Source organism: Streptomyces sp. SirexAA-E (genome assembly GCF_000177195.2).
Lineage (GTDB): Bacteria > Actinomycetota > Actinomycetes > Streptomycetales > Streptomycetaceae > Streptomyces > Streptomyces flavovirens.
In genome coordinates, this window is the sequence record NC_015953.1 from 2,471,312 (window position 1) to 2,491,576 (window position 20,265).

Sequence of the window (20,265 nt, forward strand, 5' to 3'; positions counted from 1 at the left end):
GCGCCCGGTGCCCCCCTCTCGTCGCGCGACCGGTTACGGCGCGTCCACCAGCACACGTCCGTCGGCCGGGGCGCGGGACACGAGGCCGCCCGCGTAGGCGGACTGGACGCGGGAGCGCTCGGCCGCGTTCGGCACCGCGTTCGTGCAGCTGGTCCCCGCACTGGATCCCGACATCAACTGGGAGCACGGGCCGGGCTTGGTGTCCGGCAGGCCCAGACTGTGGCCGAGCTCATGGGCGGCGATACGCGTCTTGTCGTGGCCCTCTGCGACCGCCTGGCTGCCCAGTTCCACCCTCGCCTGCCCGCCGGGACGGACCGGGCCGAGTGTGGCCTGCGGCCAGCCGCTGGTGGCGACGATCTGTATCTCGGCGCGGGTACCGGGCGCGGCCTCGACGAGCTTGACGTTGCTGACGTTCGCGTTCCACGAGGCGACCCCGGCGGCGATCGCCGCCTCCCAGCCGACGGCGCGGCTGTCGTCGTAGCGGAGCGTCACCGCGGCTGCCGAGCTCTCCGCCGCCGGTTCCGGCGCGGGAACGGCGTGCGCCGCCGTGACCGTGGCCAGGGTCATCGCCGCGGTGACACCGGCCGCCTTGAACCATCTGGAATCCAGCATCGCTGTCCTTTCGTCCACGGGAGGCTCGGCTCCGCGCGGAGCCGAACGAGGGAGAGGGCCGGCGGTTCGCGGGGCCCGAAGGACTCCGACGGCCGTTTGCGCTCCTCCCGGACGGATCTGTGCCGCGATCCCGCCTTGATCATGCACCTGACATAAAATGAGGCCGGAAACAGACCCCGCACCCGTCGGACGAGATACCCCGCGAGCCCACGACGGCCGGAAGCTCGCCGACCCTGACGGCGCCTCCGGGCCCGCTACCCCCACCGCCCACGGCCCGCCCCCGGAAAGATGGGGGCCACTCCCCCATGTGCCGCCCGCCCCTCCCCCGCAGGATGGGGTCCGAGAAGGCCGCCGGGGCCTTTCGTGGCCGGGGAGGTGGATGCGGTGGCGGAGACCGATGCGATCGACGGGACGACACCGCCCGGCGTGCCCCGCGCCTCCGCGGCCCCCGGCGGTACGGCCGTCGGCCCCGCACTCGGCGCCCCGGCGCACGAGCATCCCGGCACCTTGCCGGCGTACGGCCCCGACGCCGGAGCCGAAACCCACGACCGGGCGCTCGGCACCGCGTCCCTCCTCGCCGCCCGTGAGCGCGGCGGGCCGTGGTGGCTGCCCGGTGTCGTCGGGCAGCCGCCCGTACGTGAGCCGGACTGGGCCGTGTTCGTCCGGGAGGCCGTGGCCGCCGCACCGGCCGCGCCCGCCGACGTCCCGGTCGCGGACCGGGACTACCCGGGGCTGACCGGCTTCGAGCTGGTCGTGGCGCCGTTCGCGGACCGGGCCGCCGAGCGGGTGGCGCACGCGCCGTCCGGACGCGGCGCCGGACCCTGCCCCGCCGCCGTGCTGGACGGCTTCCGGCAGGACGTGGCCGGGCGCCTGGCGCGGCTCGCGGCGCGGACGCTCGTCCTGGAGCTGCACGAGGCGCGGACCGGGGGACGGCTGGCCGGGGACGGGACGCGGGAGCGGTTCCGGGACTTCCTGCGGCTCGCCGGGAGCCGGTCCCGGCTCGGCTCGCTGGCCACCCGGTACCCCGTGCTCGCCAGGGTGCTGGCCCAGACCGCGCTGGACGCCGCCGACGCCTTCGCGGAGATGCTCGGCAGACTCGCGGCCGACCGGGAGCCGTTGGCCTCCTCCGGAGTGCTCGGCAGCGGGGGAACGCCCGGCGGCTGCGGGCCCGAGGCCCTGACCGGTGTCGTTCCGGGTGCCGGTGACAGTCATCGCGGGGGCCGGTCGGTGATGCTGCTGCGGTTCGCCGACGGTACCCGCCTGGTCTACAAGCCGCGCCCGCTCGCCGCGCACCGGCACTACACCACGCTGGTCGACTGGTTCAACTCCCTTGCCGGCAGCCCTGATCTGCTGACGCCACGGGTGCTCGACCGGGGGGCGTACGGCTGGGCCGAGTTCGTCGAGGACGGGCCCTGCCGCTCGGTGGAGGAGACCGCCCTCTTCTACCGGCGCCTGGGCGCGCTGCTGGCGCTGCTGCACGTCCTGGACGGCACCGACCTGCACCACGAGAACCTGATCGCCCGGGGGCCGCACCCCGTCCTGGTGGACGTGGAGACGCTCTTCCATCCGCCGCTGGCCCCGACGGGGTTCACCGACCCGGCCGCCCGCGCCCTGCACGCCTCGGTCCACCGGGTCGGGCTGCTGCCGCAGCTGCTGGTCGGGGACACGAGCGCGCTGGACGTGTCCGCCGTCGGCGGGGGCCGGGCGGCCTCGTCGCCCGTCGAGGGCGCCGGCTGGGCGGCGGCCGGGACCGACACCATGCACCTGGTGCGTACGGCGGGCCGCTTCACCGAGTCGGCCAACCGGCCCCGGCTCGACGGGGTGCGGACCGACCCGTCCGCGTTCACCGACGCGCTCTGCGAGGGATTCCGCGCGGCGTACACCGCCGTCAGCGACGCCCGTGACGAACTGCTGGGTGAAAACGGCCTGTTGCGGCTCTTCTCCCGGGACGAGGTCCGCTTCGTACCCCGTCCGACCTGGGCGTACGCCACGTTGCTGCACGAGTCGACCCACCCCGACCTGATGCGGGACGCCACCGAACGGCAGCGGGTGTTCGCACTGCTGCGCACCGGCGCCCTGGGCCCGTCCGCGCTGCCGGGGCTGGAGGACGAGGAGATCGCGGAGCTGTGGCGGGGCGATGTGCCCGTGTTCACCACCCGGCCGGACACCACGGACCTGTGGAGCGGCACCGGGCGCGCGGTGCCGGGCCCCGCGGGAGCCACCGGGCTGGAGCGGGTCGAGGCCAAGGTCCGGGCCCTGGACACGGTCGACCGGCAGGACCAGGAACGGATCATCCGGACCGCCATGGCCAGTACGTCCACCGAGCCCCCGCACCGCGCGGTCACCGGCGGCCGGGCCCGGGTGGCGGCCGCCGCACCCGAACCGGAGCGGCTGCTCTCCGCCGCGCGGTCGGTGGGCGACCAGCTCGTCTCGCTCGCCTACCACGACGCGGGCCGCACCAACTGGATCGGCCTGGAGCTGCTCGGCGAACGCTACTGGCGGCTCACACCGATGGCGGCGGACCTGGCGTGCGGCTACACCGGCCCTGCGCTCTTCCTCGCCCAACTGGCTTCACTGACAGGGGAGTCGCGGTACGCCGACACCGCCCGTGCGGCCCTGTCGCCGGTGCCCGGACTGCTGGACGCCCTGCACCAGCGGGTGGACGACCTCGGTCCGCTCGGTTCCGGCGCCTTCGCGGGCCTCGGCGGTATCGCGTACGCCCTGGCCGAGGCGGGGACGCTGCTCGACGACCCGCAGGTGCTGGACTGGGCGGGACCGGCCACCAGGCTGAGCTGCGCGGCGAGTTCGGCCGAGGACGGGTACGGGGTGCGCGGCGGGGCGGCGGGCGGGCTGGTGTCGCTGCTCGCGGTGCACCGGACCACCGGCCGGGCGGAGGCGTGGCGGGGCGCCGAACGCTGTGCGGAGCGGATCGCCGCGGCACCGCTGCCGGCGGCCGGAGGCTTCGCGGACGGGGCGGCGGGCATCGGCTGGGCGCTCCTGCGGTACGCCGGCGCGGGCGGCGGTCCGCGCTACCGCGAGGCGGGGCTGAGCGCCCTGCGGCGCGCGGTACGCGGCGCCCACGAGGGCCAGGCGTGGTGCGAGGGCACGACGGGCATCGCACTCGCGCTCGCCGACAGCCCCGACGCCCTGGCCGATCCCGAGCTGTCCGGCTGGCTGGCGGGCCGGACCGGCGAGCTGGCCGAGACCGGCCCGCTCGCCGACGACAGCCTCTGCCACGGCGAACTGGGTGTCCTGGAGCTGCTGGGCCACGGCGCCCTGCCCCAGGCCCGCCCCCACTGGCTGCGCCGGACCGGCACCCTGCTGGCCGCCGCCGACCGGGCGCAGCCGCACTGCGGGACGCCCGGACACGTACCGCACCCCGGGCTGCTCACCGGCCTGTCAGGAATCGGGCACGGGCTGCTGCGGGCGGGTTTTCCCGACCGGATCGGCTCCGCCCTGCTCATGCGCCACTCCCCCGGTGCGGACCACCGCACCCCTGAGTTGTCGACCACCGACCAGTAAGTGAGGCAGAGATGACGCAGATCAGCGAATCGGCCCGGTACACGGACTCCACCGCGGCGGGCGAGGGAGCGGCCGAACACCCGGCGGGCCGTGTGACGCTCCGCTCCGGCGGGGCGCTGGGGCAGCGCGGCCGCCTCCTGAGCATGGCGGACGGCGACGCCGGATACGGACCCGAACTGCCGGTGACCACCTTCACGGGCCCGTTCTGATCCCTGGCCCGACAGCGCGTCCGTCCGGTGGCGACCACGCCTACTGCCGCGCCCGGCACGGCTCCAGTAGCCTGCGCCCATGGCAGCGACTTCACCGGTCACCATCGGCAGAGACGAGGAGATCGGCCAGCTGGACAGCGCCCTGGACGCCGCGCGGCGGCGTTCGGGGCGCGCGCTGTTCCTCCTCGGCGAGGCGGGCATCGGCAAGTCCCGGCTGGTGGGTGAATGCGCCTACCGCGCCTACGGGTTGGGCATGCCGGTGCTGCGCGGGCGGGCCGGGTCGACCGGGCTGGTCGTACCCTTCCGCCCGCTGGTGGAGGCCCTGTCCTCGCACTTCCGGGCGGCGGGGATCCCCACCGACCCCGAACTGGTCCCGTACCACCCGGCGTTGTCCCGCCTGGTGCCCGAGTGGAGAAACGGTACGGCGTCCGGCTGGACGGAGACCGTGGTCGAGCTCGCCGAGGCTCTGCTGCGGCTGCTGTCCCTGCTGGGCCGCGAGACCGGATGCGTGCTCCTCCTGGAGGATCTGCACGACTGCGACACGGAGACCCTCGCGGTCGTCGAGTACCTCGTGGACAACCTGGCGGACCTGCCGGTCCTGCTGCTCGGCACCCTGCGCCCCGACCCCGTCACCGCGCTGGACCTCGCACGCTCCGCCGAGCAGCGCCGCACGGCGGTGGTACGGGAGTTGGGCGCGCTCGGGGACGACGAGGCGCGGGCGCTCGTCGCCGCCTGTCTGGAGGCGCCACCCGAGCAGTTACCGCCGGTGGTCCTGCGAAGGCTGGTGGAGAGGGCCGAGGGGAGCCCGTACCTGATCGAGGTGCTGCTGGCCGACCTGCTCGACACCGGCCGGCTCAGACGCACCGAGAACGGCTGGGAGGCTGCCGATCTGCCGGACGGCGGGCTCCCCTCCCGCGTCCTTCGGGGCTGGGCCCGCAGGCTCGACCGGCTGGACGAACCGGTGCGGGACCTGCTGCTGACGGCGGCCACCCTGGGCAGCCAGTTCTCCGTGCCGGTGCTCCAGACGGTCACCGGTATGGAGGACCGGGCCCTGTTCACCCATCTGCGGTCCGCCGTCGAGATGGGCGTGATCGCACCCGACGGCGCGGCCCCCGACCGCTACACGTTCCGGCACACCCTCACCGCGGAGGCCCTGATCTCCACGGTCGCGCCGGCCGAGCGCGCCGCACTGGCCCGCCGCGCCGCCACGGCCGTCGAGAACTCCGGTGTCCCGCTGGAGGAGGACCGGCGCCAGTTGCTGGCGTCGCTGGAACTCGCGGCGGGCAACCGCGCGGGCGCGGCTGTGCGGTTCGCCGAGGCGGGACGGCGGATGCTCGGAGCGGGGTCGCACGGTTCGGCCGTGGTGCTGCTGGAGCGGGCCCACTCACTGGCCGCCGACGCCGACCGGTCCGCGGTCGCCGAGTCGCTGGCGGTGGCCAGGGCCGAGAGCGGGGACCTGGACGGCGCCCTGGCCCTGGTCGGCGCGCTGCCGCCCGTCCCCGCCCGGTCACAGGCCGCTGCCCGGCGTGGTGACGCCCACATCAAGATCGCCTGGGTGGCGGTGATGGCGGAGCGGGCCGCCGACACCGCTGGCCAGATCGGCGCCGCACGCGAGCTGATCGGCCCGTCGCCCTCCCCCGCGCGGTGCGCGTCGCTCGCGGTGGTCGACGGCCATCTCTCGTTGCTCCCGGGAGAGGAGGGGCGCGGCGATCGGAAGGCGGTCGAGCGGGCGGCCCTCGACGCGGCACGTACCGCCGAGGCCGAGGGACTGCCGGTGGTGGCCTGTCAGGCCTGGCAGTTGTTGGCGCTGCTCCGCCGGGAGGAGGGGTTCGACGCGGCCGACATGTGCCTGGAGCGGATGCTGACCCTGGCCACCGAGCACGGCCTGCCGCTGTGGCGGGTGGAGGCCCTGGTGCGGCTGGGGGCCAACGGCTTCATGCGGACGGGCGACGCCGCCCGGTTGCGTTCGGCGCGGGAGGCGGCTGCGGAGCTGGGTTCGCTGCTGCTGGCCCAGACGGTCGACGCCCTGCTCGCGATGAACGCGGTCATGTGTGCCCGCTGGGAGGAGGCGGCGGAGGTCGTCGAACGGTCGGTGGAGGTGAGCGCCCGTATCGGCAACCTGGCCGCGCACCGCTACCTCCTGCTGGCCGGGGCGACCACGGCCGTCCACCGGGGGCGCCGGCGGGAGGCCGAGCGGTGGCTCACCGCGTTCCGCCGGGCGGGCGGCGAGCAGTCGCCTCTGGTGCCGCTGCGGCTGGGCTTCTGCGGGGCCATCGGGGCGCTGCTGGAGGAGGACCGGGACCGCGCGCGGGCGGAGCTGGAGGCCGTGCTCGCCTGGGAACGCGCTCACCCGAGCTACTACTACCTGAGCGGCCGGCACGGGCTGCGCCCCCTGCTGCGGGTACTCGCGGGCGAGGCGGGCCGGGCGGAGTACGAGGCGGTGGCGGCGGCCCCCGGGGCCGCGCTCGCCTGGAACCGGCAGTTCCTGGACCTGGCGGAGGCGGTGCTGCTGGGCCGGGAGGGCCAAGGGGCCGCTGCCGAACGGCGGATGGCGGCCTTCGACATCCGGTCCGCGGTCTTCCCGGTGGCCCGCCACCTCGGTCTGCGACTGGTCGCGGACGCGGCCCTCGCCGACGGGTGGGGGGAGCCGGTGTCGTGGCTGCGCGGCGCCGAGGAGTTCTTCTACGACGCCGGGGTGCAGCCGGTGGCGGCGGCCTGCCGGGCGGCCCTGCGGCAGGCCGGCGTGAGCGTGACGCAGCACCGCGACGGCCGGGACCGGATCCCTTCGCCGCTGCGCACCCACGGGGTGACCCCCCGGGAGTACGAGGTGTTCGTCCTGCTGGCCGAGCGCCCGGGCAACCAGCAGATAGCCCGCCGGCTGTCCATCTCGCCCCGCACGGTGGAGAAGCACCTGGCCAGCCTGCTCAGCAAGACGGGCCGGGCGAACCGGGCGGCACTGTGCGAGTTCGCCGCGGAGTGCCTCGTCGACCACGCCTGAGGCCACGGGCCCCGCCCTGGTGGGGGCGCACCCCGGCAACATGGGGGCACGGGGCGGTGGAGGTCGGGTGCGCCGCCCGGAAGATGCGGGCCACTCACCGATGTGCCCCGGTACGCGGACCGGAAGGATCGGCCGGTGTACGGAAGCCCGTCCCCCGTCCGGTCGGCCGGGGTGCGGCGGCCCGTTCCCCGTCCCCCTCCCTGGAGGCCCGCCGATGTCCCGACCTGCCGCCTGTCCCGGCCCCGCCGGCGCGGTGTACTTCTCGCTGCTCGGCCCGCTCACCGCCGTGGTCGACGGCAGGCCGCTGCCGCTCGGCCCCCGCAAGCAGCGGCTGGTCCTGGCCACCCTGCTGTCCCGGCCCAACACCCCCGTACCGGTCGACGTGCTGACCGACGTGGTGTGGCCGGACGCGCCGCCGCGGACCGCCCGCAAGAACCTCCAGGTCTACGTCAGCGCCGCCCGCACGCTCTTCGCGGCCGTGGACGGGGGCGACCGGGACCGGGTGGTGCACGGCTGCGGCGGCTACCGGCTGCGGATCGAGGAGGGCGAGCTGGACACCCTGCGCTTTCGCGCGCTGGCCCGGGCGGGCCGGGCGGCCGGTGAGCGGGGGGACCTGCGCACCGCGGCGCGGCTCCTGCGGGAGGCACTGGATCTCTGGGGCGAGCGGCCGCCGCTGCACGATCTGCGCGACTCCGACGTGGTGGCCCAGGAGGCGGAGCGGCTGGAGGCCCGCTGCCTGACGGTCTACGAGGAGTGGGCTGAGGCCGAGATCGAGACGGGCCGGGCGGCCGTCGCGGTGGACGGGCTGCGGGACCTGGTGGAGCGCCACCCGCTGCGGGAGCGGCTGCGGGCGGCCTGGATGAACTCCCTGCACCAGTCAGGGCGTCAGTCCGAGGCGCTGGCGGTGTACGACGACTACCGGCAGTTGCTGGCCAGGGAGCTGGGACTGGAGCCCAGTCCGGCGCTGGCCGCCCTCTACGGGAGGGTTCTCGGCCGCGGGGCCTCGCCCCGGCCGTCCGCGGGCCGCAAGGCGGCGTGCGACGTGTCGCTGCCCGCGGACCTCCGGGACTTCACCGGCCGCGAGGACGAGCTGGCGCGGCTGCTGCCGGTGGCGGGTGCCCCGGACGGTGGTGTGGCCGTCGTGACCGGTCCCGCCGGGGTGGGAAAGTCGGTGCTGGCCGTGCGGGCGGCGCACCTCCTCGGGGAGGGGTTCCCCGACGGGCGGATCCATGTGCGGGCCCGCCGCCAGGACGGCGCGGCCCGCACCCGGACCGACCTGCTGGAGGAGCTGGTACGCCTGTGCGGCGCGGACACGCCGGGCCGGCCGGACGCGGCGGAGGCCGAGAACACCTGGCAGGACTGGCTGTCCCGGCACCGGGCCCTGGTCGTCCTGGACGACGTGGTGGACGAGGCGTCGGTACGCGGGCTGCTGCCCCGGACGGGACGGAGCTCGGTGGTCCTGACCGCACGGGGGCAGCTGGCCGGTCTCGCCCCGGTGCACCGGATCGCCCTGTGCGTGCCCGAGGACGGGGAGGCCCTGGACCTGCTGGAGCGGCTGATCGGGCCGGACCGGCTGCGCACGGATCCCGCCGCCGCCCTGCGGATCGTACGGGCCTGCGGGGCGCTGCCGTTGGCGGTCGCGGTCAGCGGTATGCGGCTGGCGGTGCTGCGGCATCTGCCGCTGGCGGAGTACGCGGCGCGGGTCGAGGACCCGGGCGCGGCCCTGGACGAACTGGTGGCCGGGGACGTCTCCGTACGGTCGCGGATCGCCGCGGGCTGGCAGGACCTGAGCGCCCGTGACCGCACGGCACTGGCCCGGCTCGCCGGGCTCTCGTCGGACTGCGGCTTCACCCTGGAGCGGGCGATGGCGGCGCTGCGCCGCGACGAGCGGGAGACCATCCGCGCCGTCGAGGCGCTCATCGGCACCGGGGCGGTGACCTCGCCCGCCGGTGAGGTCACCGCCCATGCCGCCTGGTACGAGGTGCCGCGCCTGCTCTGCCTGTACGCCCGCGAGACCGCGGGTCACGAGGACGCCGATGCCCCCGGGGCATCCCGGGGGCCGGCGCTCCAGCTCCTCAGCCGAGGGTGAGCAGTTCCAGCAGACCGGCGGGGTCCTGACCGGCCCCGCCCTCGCCCCCGGACAGGAAGTGCAGGCCGAGCAGCACCCCGGCCGCCCCCGAGGCGAGGTCGGCGGAGAAGCGCCGCAGCGTCCTGCCCGGGACGAGCAGCCGGTCCCCGTCGGCGACCAGGTGCCAGGGCAGGTTGCGTACGGAGGCCAGGACGCCGCCCCCGGTCCGGGGTCCCGGACCGAGCTGGGCGGCTGCGGCGACGAGCCCCGTCCGCCCGGTGAACAGCCCCGGTTCGCGGACGAACTCCATGACGCAGCCCTTGCGTACACCGGGGATCAGGGCGCTCAGTGCGGGGGCCCTGTGCCGGGTCTCGTACGCCTGGGACACCAGCGCGACGCCCGAGCTTCCCTGGTCGAGGTAGAGCAGGTGGCGTCGGCCGTGTCTCACCTGGAGCGTGCCGTCCGGCATGCCCACGATGTGTCCGGCCTCCCGCCCCAGGGCGGTGCGCGCGGCCCGGACGAGCCAGGTCTCCCCGGTCAGCGTGTGCAGTTCCAGGTCGAGCAGGGCCGCACCGCTCAGCCCGCGCAGCAGTCCCGCCGACTCCGGGAGGCGCATCCCGTCCACCGCCTCGCCCCGCACCAGCCGGTCCAGGTCGCGGGCGGTGCGCAGGGCTTCGTCGATCAGCTTGCCGTCCAGGTCCGTGCCGCCGGCCCGGGCCATGCGCAGGGCGGCCAGCGCGATGCCCGCTCGCCCGGTCAGCAGGTCCGCCGCCGTCGGCGGTGCGGCGGACGCCGCCCGGTCCCACAGCTCCCGCCCCTGCTCGGCGCGGCCCAGGAGCGTGAGCACCACCGCGGTGCCCGGCAGCCCGTCGAAGAAGCCGCCCGCCCCGGCGGGGTCCCTGCGCAGCGCCGCCCGGGCGAGCCAGTCGGTCCACTCCTCGGGGACGGGGGCGCCCACCCGGTGCAGGGCGTACAGGACACCGGCCGCGCCGTGCGCGAGGTCGGTCCCGCCGTTGGCGAAGAGCTCCGGGCCGCCCGGGAAGAGACGGTCCGTCCGCCCGGGTGTGGCCCCGGCGTGGATCCCGGCCAGCAGACGGGCGCGGACCCCCGCCCAGTCCACGTCCGGCCCTTCGAACAGGGCGGCCACCTCGGCCTCGCGTCGCCGTGAGGCGTCCAGCCCGCGCAGCAGCGCAGGTCGGCGTGGTCCCGCCCCGGCCGGCAGACCGTACCGCCGGCGGGCCCAGCGTTCCAGGGTGAGGGCCTTCGCCCTTTCGAGTCCTGCCATCTCCATGACCGGCATCAGCATGCCGAGCCAGGTCGCCCAGAGCGCGTAGGCGTCGGCCTCCGCACCGGGGGTGCCGGGGGGCGCCTGGAGGCCTTGGGCACCGGCCAGCGGGGTGTCCTCGTCGTCGAGCGCGGTGGCGTACTCGAAGTCGACGAGGGCGATGCGCCCGTCGGGCCGGACGATGACGTTGGAGGGGTGCAGGTCGCCGAAGCGCAGGCCGCGCGCGTGGATCTCCTCCAGTGCCCGGGTGAGCTCGCCCACGACCGAGTCGGTCCACGCGACGTAGGTGGCCAGTTCGGCCGCGGAGCCCTCCCCGCGTACGAGGGAGAAGCGGGCGACGATCTCCTCCAGCAGCGTGTTCCCCTCGATGTGTTCCTCGATCAGGAAGTGGTGCTCCCAGACGGTCCGTACCCCGTACACCTCGGGGACGCAGTCCAGCCCGGCCAGCGTCGTCAGCGCCCGGTGCTCGCGGTGCAGACGGGTGACGGCGTCGTCGCCCGCGCCGTCGAGGCCGCAGTGCGGGCGCGCCTCCCGCAGCACCACGCGGCGGCCCGTCTCCCGGTCCACGGCCAGATAGATCCCGCCGGCGTTGGAGAACTGGAGGGCCTCGGTGACCGTGTAGGGGAAGGTGTCGTCGCGGGCGGCGGCGCGCGCCGCGAGGTGCGGGCGCAGGGCCTCGGGGACCTCGACCCACGCGGGTGTCCGGAAGACCACCCCGCGTTCGTCCGGTACGAGCGTCCCGGAGGGGTCCCGCAGGGCGAGGACCCGGCGGCCGTCGGCATCGGTGCACCAGCGGGGGACGAAGGCACCGTAGCGGGTGTAGACCGGGGCGTCGCCGATCCGCAGGTCGCTGAGGACGTAGGGGCCGCTGCGCCCCGCCAGCGCCTGGGACAGCTCCCCGGCGAGCGTCAGGAACACGGTCTCGTCCGGCGGGTAGACCGCGATGAACTTGCCCGCCCCGCTGCGGTTCATGTACTTGTCCGCCATCACCGACAACGCCCGCCCACTGCGCAGGAATTTGAACGGCACGCCGTGGCGGACGCAGATGCGCGCGGTGTCCCGCAGGGTGTCCTCGGCCTCGCCGGGGACGGTGGACACATGGATCTTCCAGCCCTGTTCGGCCGGTTCGGCGTGCTCGGGCACCAGCGAGGTCCACAGGCCGACGGCCTCGCGGCGCCAGCCGGCCGGGGGCGGGTCGGTGTCGAGCCGGTACCGGGACTCCTCGTCGGGCAGCCGGGCCGGGGTCTCGAAGTACGTACGGTCGGCGAGGCAGTACATCTGGGTTTCCTGGGTGCCTGGCACGCTCGGCTCTCTCTTCTGGAGGCCCGCCACGGGTGCGGACGGTGACGGTGGGGCGGCGGGGGTCCCGGTGCGCGGGTCAGTCCCCGGGGACGGCGTGCCGCGCGCCGGCCGGGGTGCTCCCGGGGCCGGGCTCCGGCGGGTCGGCTGGCTCCGCCTCGTCGTGCGGGGAGGGTTCCGCCCGCGCCGACGGGGCGAAGGTGACCACGAGGGCGGACGCGGCCAGCACGCAACCGGTCAGGGTGAAGGCCCAGCGGGCGCCGAAGGCGGTCAGCAGGGCACCACCGGCCAGCGGCCCGAACGGCTGAACGAGGGAGGAGAGGAAGCTCGCCCCGCTCTGCACCCGGCCCACCCGGTCCTCGGGGGTCACGATCAGCAGCGTCGAGAGGAAGCCGATGCTGGCGATCGTCGACAGGCACATGCAGAGCGCGCACATGGCCCCGGCGGCCAGTGGGTTGCGGAGCCACGCCATCGTCCCGGCGGCAGCCACACACGTCCAGCAGGTGGCGAGGATCAGAGCCCGGGAGTACCGGTCGGGGTTGATCCGTGGTGCGAGCAGCGCTCCGGCCAGCGCTCCGGCGGAGACGCAGGTGATGACGAAGCCGCCACCGACACCGGAGCGGCCCCCTTCGGAGAACACCGAGAGCGCGGTGAAGGTGAGCGCACCGAACGCGAAGTTCATGCCCAGGCCGAAGATCAGAAGGATCGTACGCAGATAGGGGATAGTCCACAAAAAGCTCAGCCCCGCGGTGAGTTCACGTCGGCTGAACACCGGACCCGCCGCGGTCTCGGCCCGGGAGCGGGTACGCACGAGAGCCACGCAGACGGTGGACAGGAGAAGGCCCAGCGCCTCCGCCGCGAACGGCAGAGCAGGGTGGAGGCCGAACAGAGCGCCACCGACGAGCGGCCCGACCAGCCGGACCGTTTGGGTGCGGGCCTGAAGCCGCGCGGTGGCGGTGCCCATCTGGTCGGCCGGCACGACCGCCCGCATCAGGCCGAAGACGGCCGGTCCGTAGACGCTGCTGATCACCGCGCCCGCTGCCGCGACGAGCAGGACGAGCGCCATGGGGGCGTGCCCGAACCAGACCGCGGTGGCGAGTGCGGTGACGACGAGCAGACTGCCGACGTCGCACAACCGCATCAGCCGGCGGCGCTCGACGCGGTCCGCCATGACACCGCCGGGGAGCATCGCGATCAGCACGGCACCCACGGACACGGTGCCGACGGACCCGGCCTGCACGGCGGAGCCGGTCTCCTTGAGCACCAACAGGGGGAGGGCGAGGGCACTCATCTGCCCTCCCAGGACCGCGAAGAGGCCGCTCATCCAGAGCAGCCGGAAATCCCGGTTGTCGCGCAACGGGGTGGTCATCGATAACTCCCGGTGGTCATCGGATCGTGGCAGGTGGTGCGGGCGGGACGGCCGCCGGGCCGGAATCCGGGTGCCGTGGTCCTGCGGAACGCGGAGCCCGGGCGGGACGGTCCGGAAGCGGCGACGGGGCGGTCTCCGTCCACGACGGAGCCGCCCCACTCACCGACCGGCCGGGCACCGCGGGGGAGGCCTATGCCTCGGTCCACCGCGGCGCCGACCCGGTTCGTCCGATCAGTTGGCGTTCTCGACGACGCTGACCAGGCTCACGCAGTTGCCCGGCGCGATGACCTTGTCGACGGCCGTCTCCTGGAGGTCCAGCACGGAGTGCGCCTCGACCTCGGGGGTCTCGTTGTTGTCGTCGGCCGCGGGCTTGGTGTTCTCGGACATGGTGGTCTCCGTCCACTCGTGACTGCGCTGGTTCCGGGAGGCCCTGAGGTGCCGGGTTCCGGTGGGGCGAGCCGTTGCCCGCCGTTGCCGAGAAAGTTAGGAGGCCCCGCCTGCGGGACGCTTCGGCGGCGGTATGGCGCCGGTATCGCGCCAGCTCGGCGGGGATGTACGGCCTCCCGGGCCGCCCGGCCCCGTCCGGCCCGGTCCGGGTGACCTGCGCCCATACCGCCCCTGAAGCGGCCGTGGACCGCCTCCGAACCGCCGCCCGCCAGCCTGGGTACGCACCCGACGCGCACCGGCCCTCGAAGGAGGCGGCCCCGCATGGAACTCGGCGAACTCGTCGGACGGCGGCCGTTCCCCGCCGCCGGCCTGCTGCTCGGACTGACCCGGCGCTGCCCCCTGAGCTGCGCCCACTGCTCGACCGGATCGGACCCGACCGTGCGGGAGGCGCCGGACGCCGGCCGTCTCGTGCGTTTCGTCGGCTCGTTCACCTCGGAGAACCGTCCCGACGTGGTGATGCTGACCGGCGGTGAACCGCTGCTGCTGCCGGGGCTCGTCGAGGAGCTGAGCGCACTCGCCCGCCGGGCCGGATCGCGTACCGCGCTGCTCAGCGGCATGTTCTTCGCCCGCTCGCGGCACATCCCGGCCCCGATCCTGCGGGCGATCACCGGGGTCGACCACTTCTCGGCCAGTCTCGACGTCCACCACGAGCGGGAGGTGGGGCGGGCCGACGTCTTCCGTGCCCTGCACCGCATCCGGGAGGCGGGGGTGGCGGTGAGCTTCCATCTGACCGGGACGGGAGCCTCGGACCCCTATCTCGCGGACCTCACCCGGGACGTCGAGGAGGAGTTCGGCGGCCAGGTGCCGTCGCTGGTCAACGAGGTGCGGCCGTTCGGGCGGGCGGCGTCCTGGGCCGGGCCCGCGCGCGGCACCCCGGACGCGGGCGCGGCCTCCCCGTGCTCCATGGCCGCCTGGCCGGTGGTCGCCTTCGACGGCGCGGTGCTGGCCTGCTGCAACCAGGACACCGTCGACCTGCGGCCCGCCCCCGCCCATCTGTACCTCGGGCACATCGCCACCGACGACTGGGCGGCGGTACGCCGGCGCGCCCTGGAGTCGCCGGTGCTGCGCATGATCCGTACGGTCGGCCCCGCCCATCTGGCGGACCGCTCCGGCGTGCCGCCCCGGGGCGGCACCTACTGCGACGGATGCCGGGCCCTGGGCGGCGACGCACGGGTGGCCGCCACGGCCGGGGCGGTGGCGGCCGGCGCGGCGGGCGCGCTGCTGGACCTGGCCGCCGCCCGGCGGGGCGCCGCCCAGGGCCCGGAGGGGGTCGTACGACGCCACGGCTGCGCGGCGTACGCCCCTCTCGTCGTCGCGGGGGCTCCCGGAGCCGGGGCCGTGGGCGGGTCCCGGTGAGCGCCGCACGGCCGAGCACCTCGGCGCGGCTGCGGGTCACCTTGGGGCTGCTGGACGGCGAGCTGCTGGCGGCGATGGAGCACCTGTGGCGCCCGGAGGACCTGCTGCCGCGGTACCGCGCCTATCTGTGCGCCATGCACACGGTGGTGCGGGCGTCCGTACCGCTGATGCTGCGGGCCCGGGAGCGCGCCCGGCTGCTGGACGCCTGCGGTGATCCGGTGGCGGGCCCGCTGGCGGCCTATCTGACCGAGCACATCCGGGAGGAGGAGGGCCACGACGCCTGGTTGCTGGACGACCTGCTGGCCGCGGGTGCCACGCCCGGGGACGCGCTGCGGCCGATGCCCGAGCCGGTCGTCGCCGCCCTCGCCGGCTCCCAGTACTACTGGATCGAGCACCACCACCCCGTCGCGCTGCTCGGCTACATCGCGGTGCTGGAGGGCTACGCGCCCGCCGCGACCCTGACCGCCCGCATCGCCAGGACGACCGGACTGCCGGACGCCGCCCTGCGGACCGTACGGGAGCACGCGGCGCTGGACACGGGCCATCTGGACGACCTCCACGCGCTGCTGGACCGGCTGCCGCTGACCGAGGGTCAGCAGGCGGACGTGACCGTCAGCGCCATGCACTCCCTCGACGCGCTCGCCCGTCTGTTCGTCCGGCTCGGGCGCTCCGGGACGGCACCGCCGCCCCGGGGAGCCGGACACCCCTCACCGATGGGAGTCTCCCCATGACCCGACCACCCGAGAGCGACGACGAACAGCCGGTGCTGCCCGACGCGTTGTACGAGGCCGGCCTGCCGGTGGACCTGCTCAGCCACGAGCAGCGTCTCGTGCTCAGCCGGCTGACACCCCAGGAGCTGGGCGTGCTGCTCGACATCAAGAGCCGGCTGGACGCGGTGGAACCGGAAGTCCAGGCACACGGCGAGATCGCCGGCGGCGCGCTGTTCTGAGCAGCGTCCGCGCGCCCCGGCCCGCCTGTCCCGGGGCGCGCGGGGGGGCCCGACCCCTCGGAGAGAAGGAATCGTCATGACCTGCCCCTCGTGCCGTCAGGACCTGCCGCCGGACGCCCGGTTCTGCTCGTCCTGCGGAACGCCGTGCGCCACCGCGCCCGCCCCCGGGGACGACGAACGCAAACCGGTGACGGTCCTCTTCTGCGATCTCGTGGGCTCGACGGCGCTGTCGGGCGTACTGGACCCGGAGACCCTGCGTACGGTCACGCTGCGGTACTTCGAGGCGATGAGCGACCGGATCGTGGCCGAGGGCGGCACCCCGGAGAAGTTCATCGGCGACGCCGTGATGGCGGTGTTCGGCGTGCCCGTGGTCCGGGAGGACGACGCCCGGCGGGCGCTGGCCGCGGCGCTCGGGATGCGGGACGCGCTGGCCGAGCTCAACGAGGAGCTGCACGCGGCGCTCGGCATCCGGCTGGCGACCAGGATCGGCGTCAACACCGGCCAGGTGGTGGCCGGTGGCGACGCGACGGCCCGCCAGGCCCTGGTGTCGGGCGAGACCGTCAACATCGCGGCCCGGCTGGAGCAGAACGCCGCCGCCGGCGAGATCCTCATCGGCCCGGACACCCTGCTGGCGGCCGGCCCGACGGTGTCCGCCGAGCCCACCGGGCCGCTCCGGCTGAAGGGCAAGCAGGACAGTGTGGAGGCCTACCGGCTGCTCGCCCTGGGCACCGACGACCCGGCCCAGCTGCGCCGCTTCGACGTCCCCTTCGTGGGAAGGAGCGCCGAGCAGGAGGCCCTGGACGCGGCGCTCGCGGACACCGTGCGGTGCGGCCGCGCGGGGCTGCTGCGGGTCACCGGTGAGGCGGGCGTCGGCAAGACCCGGCTGGTCCGGGAGTGGCTGGCGCGGCGTTCCGCCTCGGGGGAACTCGCCTACGGCGCGGGCCGGTGCCGCAGCCACGGGGAGCAGGGCACGCTCACTCCGCTCGCCGACGCCCTGCGGGCCCTGCCGGCGCTCGCCGGTGGGCCGGTGGACGCCTCCGGGGCGGTGGACGCCTCCGGGGCGGCGGTCGAGGACGACGCGGCGGCCCTGCTGTCGGCGGGCCTGCTGCGGGACGGCACCCCGAACGCGCCGTTCGAGGACATGTGCGCCGCGCTGACGACGGTCCTGGCCCGGGCCGCCCGGGCCCGGCCGGTCGTGGTGGTCCTGGACGACGCGCACGCGGCCGCGCCCCTGCTGCTTCGGACGCTGGACCGGCTGACGGAGGGGGCGGGGCCCCCGGGTGTGCTGGTGGTCTGTGTGGGCCGCCCGGACGGTACGGCCGACGGCGCGGGCGGGCTCCCGGTCACCGGGCTGCCCCCCGAGGAAGCCGCACGGCTCGCCGCGCTGCTGGCCCGGCTGGACGGCCGGGACGGGCCGGTGGACGAGCGTCTCCTCGCCCGTGCCGAGGGCAATCCGCTCTACCTGGAGCAACTGCTCGTGGACGGGCGGGCGGACGGCGTGGGAGCCGGGGGGCCGGACGCCGGTCTGCCGCCGACGCTCCAGGCGCTGCTCGGCGCCCGAATCGGCGCGCTGGCCAGGGCGGAGCGGACCACGGTCGATCTCGCCGCCGTGATCGGCCGCGAGTTCACCGCGGCGGAGCTGGTCCTGCTGGAGGTGTCCGCACGGCTCGCGGAGCGACCGCCGCCCGCCGTGGTGGCCGTGCCGTCCGGGGAACGGGCGCGGCGGCTGGCGCGCGTCGAGGAGGTGCTCGCGGCGCTGGGCCGGCGCCGGCTGGTGGAGCCGGCACCGGCGGGGGACCCGGAGACCGCGGCGTACCGGTTCAGCAGCGGGCTGGTGCACGAGGTGACGTACGGCTCGCTGTCCAAGCGGGCCAAGGCCGACCGTCACGCCTGGGCGGCGGAGCTGCCCAGTGTGCTGCGCGCCGGGGACGGCGCCGTCGGCGGACATCTGGAGCGCGCCTACCGCTACCGCGCCGAGCTCGGGCTGCTGGACGAGGCGACCGGGCGGCTGCGCGGCCGGGCGGCCCGGGCGCTGGGCCGGGCCGGGGCCCAGGCCGCCGCCCGGTCCGACCTGCCCTGGGCGCACAGCCTGCTGGAGCGGGCGGTCGGCCTCGACCCGGACGACGCGGCGTCGGTGCGCAGGCTGGGCGAGGTGCGGGTGGCCCTCGGGGACACCGAGGCGGGGACGGCCCTGCTGCGCCGGGTGCGGGACCTGGAGTCCGCGCCGGTGGAGGCCGCGCACGCCCGGCTGGCGCTCGTGGTGCTCGACCCCGGCGGCCCGGGGCCCGGACTCACCGCGACGGCCCGGGCGGTGCTGCCGGTCTTCGAGGCCGCCGGGGACTCGGTGGGCCGGGCCCGGGCACATCTGCGGCTGGCCCAGCGGCTCCAGCAGGCGGGCCGGCACGAGGAGGCGGAGCGCGACCAGGCGCGGGCGCTGGAGCAGGCGGTGCTGGCCGGGGCCGAACCGGAGCGCGCCGGGGCGCTCGGGGCCATCGGCATCTCCCTGTGGCGCGGCCCGGTGCCGGCGCCCGATGCGGTGGAACGCTGCCGTGCCCTGCTCGCGGCGCACGGCGGGGGCCGCCCGACGGTCCGGCTCACCCTGAACTGTCCGCTGGCGGTGCTGTACGCCCTTCAGGACCGGCCCCGTGAGGCGCACGGCTGCCTGGCGGAGGCCGACGAGCTGGCCGAAAAGCTGCGGTTCGCCGAGGCGGAGGTGTTCCTGCCGGTGTTCCGGGCGGCGGTGGAGTCGCTGCTCGGCCGCGGCCCGGTCGCCCTGGAGCTGCTGGCCCGCGCCGACGCGGCGGCCCGGCACACCGGCGCGGCCGGGATGCGGACGGCCGTCGCGCTGGACGCGGCCCGGATCGAGCTCGACTCGGGCCGTACGCGCCGGGCGGCCACCCGGCTCGCGGGCATCGGTGACGGGACGGAGCTGAGCCACGCCGACGCGGTCGACCTGCGCGGGATGCGGGGCCGGCTGTCGGCCGCCGAAGGGCGCGCGTTCGAGGCGGTGGGCCACGCGGACCGGGCGGTGGCGGCCTCGCTGCTCACGGACTCCCCCCTGGTCCAGGCGACGGCCGAGCTGGACCGGGCCCGCACCCTGGACGCCCTGGGCCGGCGGGCACAGGCGCGGGCCTCCGCACGGACCGCGGCGGCCCGCTTCGCGGCCAAGGGCCATCTGCCGGGGGTCCGCCGGGCCGCCCGCTGTGTACCGGAGGAGCCGGTGCCGGAGGGGAACGCGCTCACCACGAGGGAGAGGAGCTGACCGATGGGTGTCACCACGACGGGCACGGCGGCGGGGCAGGGGCTGACCTGGAGCCTGCGCGGGCGCGGCCCCGAGGACGTACCGGTGCCCGCCGACCCGGGACCGCCGGGCGGCCGGCCCGCGCGGCGGGCGACGGGGCGCGGGGTGCGGGTGTGCGTGGTCGATTCGGGCGTGGAGCGCGACCATCCGCTGGTCGGCACGGTGGACGGCTCCTGGGTGGTGGTCAAGGACGGGGAGAGCGGTGCGATCACCGTGGAGCCGACCACGACCGGTGACACCTGCGGGCACGGCACGGCGTGCGCGGGCATCATCCGCCGTACCGCCCCCGACTGCGAGATCCACAGCGTCCGGGTGCTCGGCGAGCGCTTCTCGGGCACGGGTGACGTGCTGATGGCGGGGCTGCGCTGGGCGGTGGAGCAGCGCTTCGACGTGGTGAACCTCAGCCTGTCGACCACCCGGACCCGGTTCGCCCCGGAGCTGCACCACCTGGCCGACCGCGCCTACTTCGCCCGTACGGTGATCGTCGCCTCCGCGCACAACACCCCGGTGGAGAGCTTCCCGTGGAGGTTCGCCTCGGTGATCTCCGTCGGCAGCCACCAGGAGGACGACCCCGAGCTCCATCTGTACAACCCCGAGCCCCCGGTGGAGTTCTTCGGGCCGGGCCAGAACGTGACGGTGCCGTGGCTGGGCGGCCGGACCATCCGTACGACCGGCAACAGCTTCGCCACGCCCTACGTCGCCGGGCTCTGCGCCCGGGTCCTCTCCGCGCACCCCAGCATGACGGCCTTTCAGCTCAAGAACGCCCTCTATCTGTCCGCGGCCAACGTGCACGCGGGCCCGCGTCCTTCCACAGCGGCAGGAGACATCCGTGACGACTCCGAGAACTGAC

At 75.8% G+C, this 20,265-nt stretch carries 13 protein-coding genes; 9 read left to right on the forward strand and 4 right to left on the reverse strand.

Translation table 11 applies throughout. The annotated features are described in order from the left end of the window. Positions 1-33: 33 nt before the first annotated feature. On the reverse strand, positions 34-612 hold the full coding sequence (locus SACTE_RS10930; protein ID WP_014046095.1) for a snapalysin family zinc-dependent metalloprotease: 579 nt from the start codon (positions 610-612) through the stop codon (positions 34-36). 288 nt (positions 613-900) lie between these two features. Here SACTE_RS10930 and SACTE_RS10935 point away from each other — a divergent pair, with 288 nt between their 5' ends. From SACTE_RS10935 to SACTE_RS10950, 4 genes are all read left to right on the forward strand, one after another. Next, complete coding sequence (locus SACTE_RS10935) at positions 901-4,134, forward strand: type 2 lanthipeptide synthetase LanM family protein (RefSeq protein WP_078492615.1); 3,234 nt, start codon at positions 901-903, stop codon at positions 4,132-4,134. 11 nt (positions 4,135-4,145) lie between these two features. Beyond that, on the forward strand, positions 4,146-4,343 hold the full coding sequence (locus tag SACTE_RS10940; RefSeq protein WP_014046097.1) for a hypothetical protein: 198 nt from the start codon (positions 4,146-4,148) through the stop codon (positions 4,341-4,343). Between the two features lie 79 nt (positions 4,344-4,422). Next, positions 4,423-7,341, forward strand: a complete 2,919-nt coding sequence (locus tag SACTE_RS10945) for an AAA family ATPase (RefSeq protein WP_014046098.1) — start codon at positions 4,423-4,425, stop codon at positions 7,339-7,341. A gap of 214 nt (positions 7,342-7,555) precedes the next feature. Further along, positions 7,556-9,430, forward strand: coding sequence for a BTAD domain-containing putative transcriptional regulator (locus tag SACTE_RS10950; protein WP_014046099.1), 1,875 nt, complete (start codon positions 7,556-7,558; stop codon positions 9,428-9,430). On the opposite strand, the gene lanKC is transcribed toward SACTE_RS10950, so the two are convergent. From lanKC to SACTE_RS34580, 3 genes are all read right to left on the reverse strand, one after another. After that, complete coding sequence (gene lanKC / locus SACTE_RS10955; RefSeq protein WP_014046100.1) at positions 9,417-11,996, reverse strand: class III lanthionine synthetase LanKC; 2,580 nt, start codon at positions 11,994-11,996, stop codon at positions 9,417-9,419. The genes SACTE_RS10950 and lanKC overlap by 14 nt on opposite strands. A gap of 76 nt (positions 11,997-12,072) precedes the next feature. Continuing rightward, entirely contained in the window at positions 12,073-13,362 is a 1,290-nt protein-coding gene (locus SACTE_RS10960; RefSeq protein WP_014046101.1) for an MFS transporter, read from the reverse strand. Positions 13,363-13,593: 231 nt separating this feature from the next. After that, on the reverse strand, positions 13,594-13,749 hold the full coding sequence (locus SACTE_RS34580; protein WP_014046102.1) for a hypothetical protein: 156 nt from the start codon (positions 13,747-13,749) through the stop codon (positions 13,594-13,596). A 321-nt stretch (positions 13,750-14,070) separates the two neighbouring features. Here SACTE_RS34580 and SACTE_RS10965 point away from each other — a divergent pair, with 321 nt between their 5' ends. The 5 genes from SACTE_RS10965 (at position 14,071) to SACTE_RS10985 (ending at position 20,264) form a co-directional block, all read left to right on the forward strand. Next, on the forward strand, positions 14,071-15,165 hold the full coding sequence (locus tag SACTE_RS10965) for a radical SAM protein (RefSeq protein ID WP_014046103.1): 1,095 nt from the start codon (positions 14,071-14,073) through the stop codon (positions 15,163-15,165). Beyond that, positions 15,162-15,896, forward strand: coding sequence for an iron-containing redox enzyme family protein (locus SACTE_RS10970; protein WP_014046104.1), 735 nt, complete (start codon positions 15,162-15,164; stop codon positions 15,894-15,896). The genes SACTE_RS10965 and SACTE_RS10970 overlap by 4 nt, the downstream gene beginning before the upstream one ends. Next, on the forward strand, positions 15,893-16,114 hold the full coding sequence (locus SACTE_RS10975; RefSeq protein WP_014046105.1) for an aroma-sacti cluster domain-containing protein: 222 nt from the start codon (positions 15,893-15,895) through the stop codon (positions 16,112-16,114). The genes SACTE_RS10970 and SACTE_RS10975 overlap by 4 nt, the downstream gene beginning before the upstream one ends. A 76-nt stretch (positions 16,115-16,190) precedes the next feature. Further along, positions 16,191-19,376 carry an adenylate/guanylate cyclase domain-containing protein gene (locus tag SACTE_RS10980; protein WP_014046106.1) on the forward strand — a complete coding sequence of 1,062 codons (3,186 nt, stop codon included), beginning with the start codon at positions 16,191-16,193 and terminating at the stop codon, positions 19,374-19,376. Positions 19,377-19,379: 3 nt separating this feature from the next. Next, positions 19,380-20,264 (forward strand): S8 family serine peptidase, encoded by an 885-nt coding sequence (locus SACTE_RS10985; protein WP_014046107.1) that lies wholly within the window; start codon positions 19,380-19,382, stop codon positions 20,262-20,264. The last annotated feature ends 1 nt before the right edge of the window (position 20,265 follow it).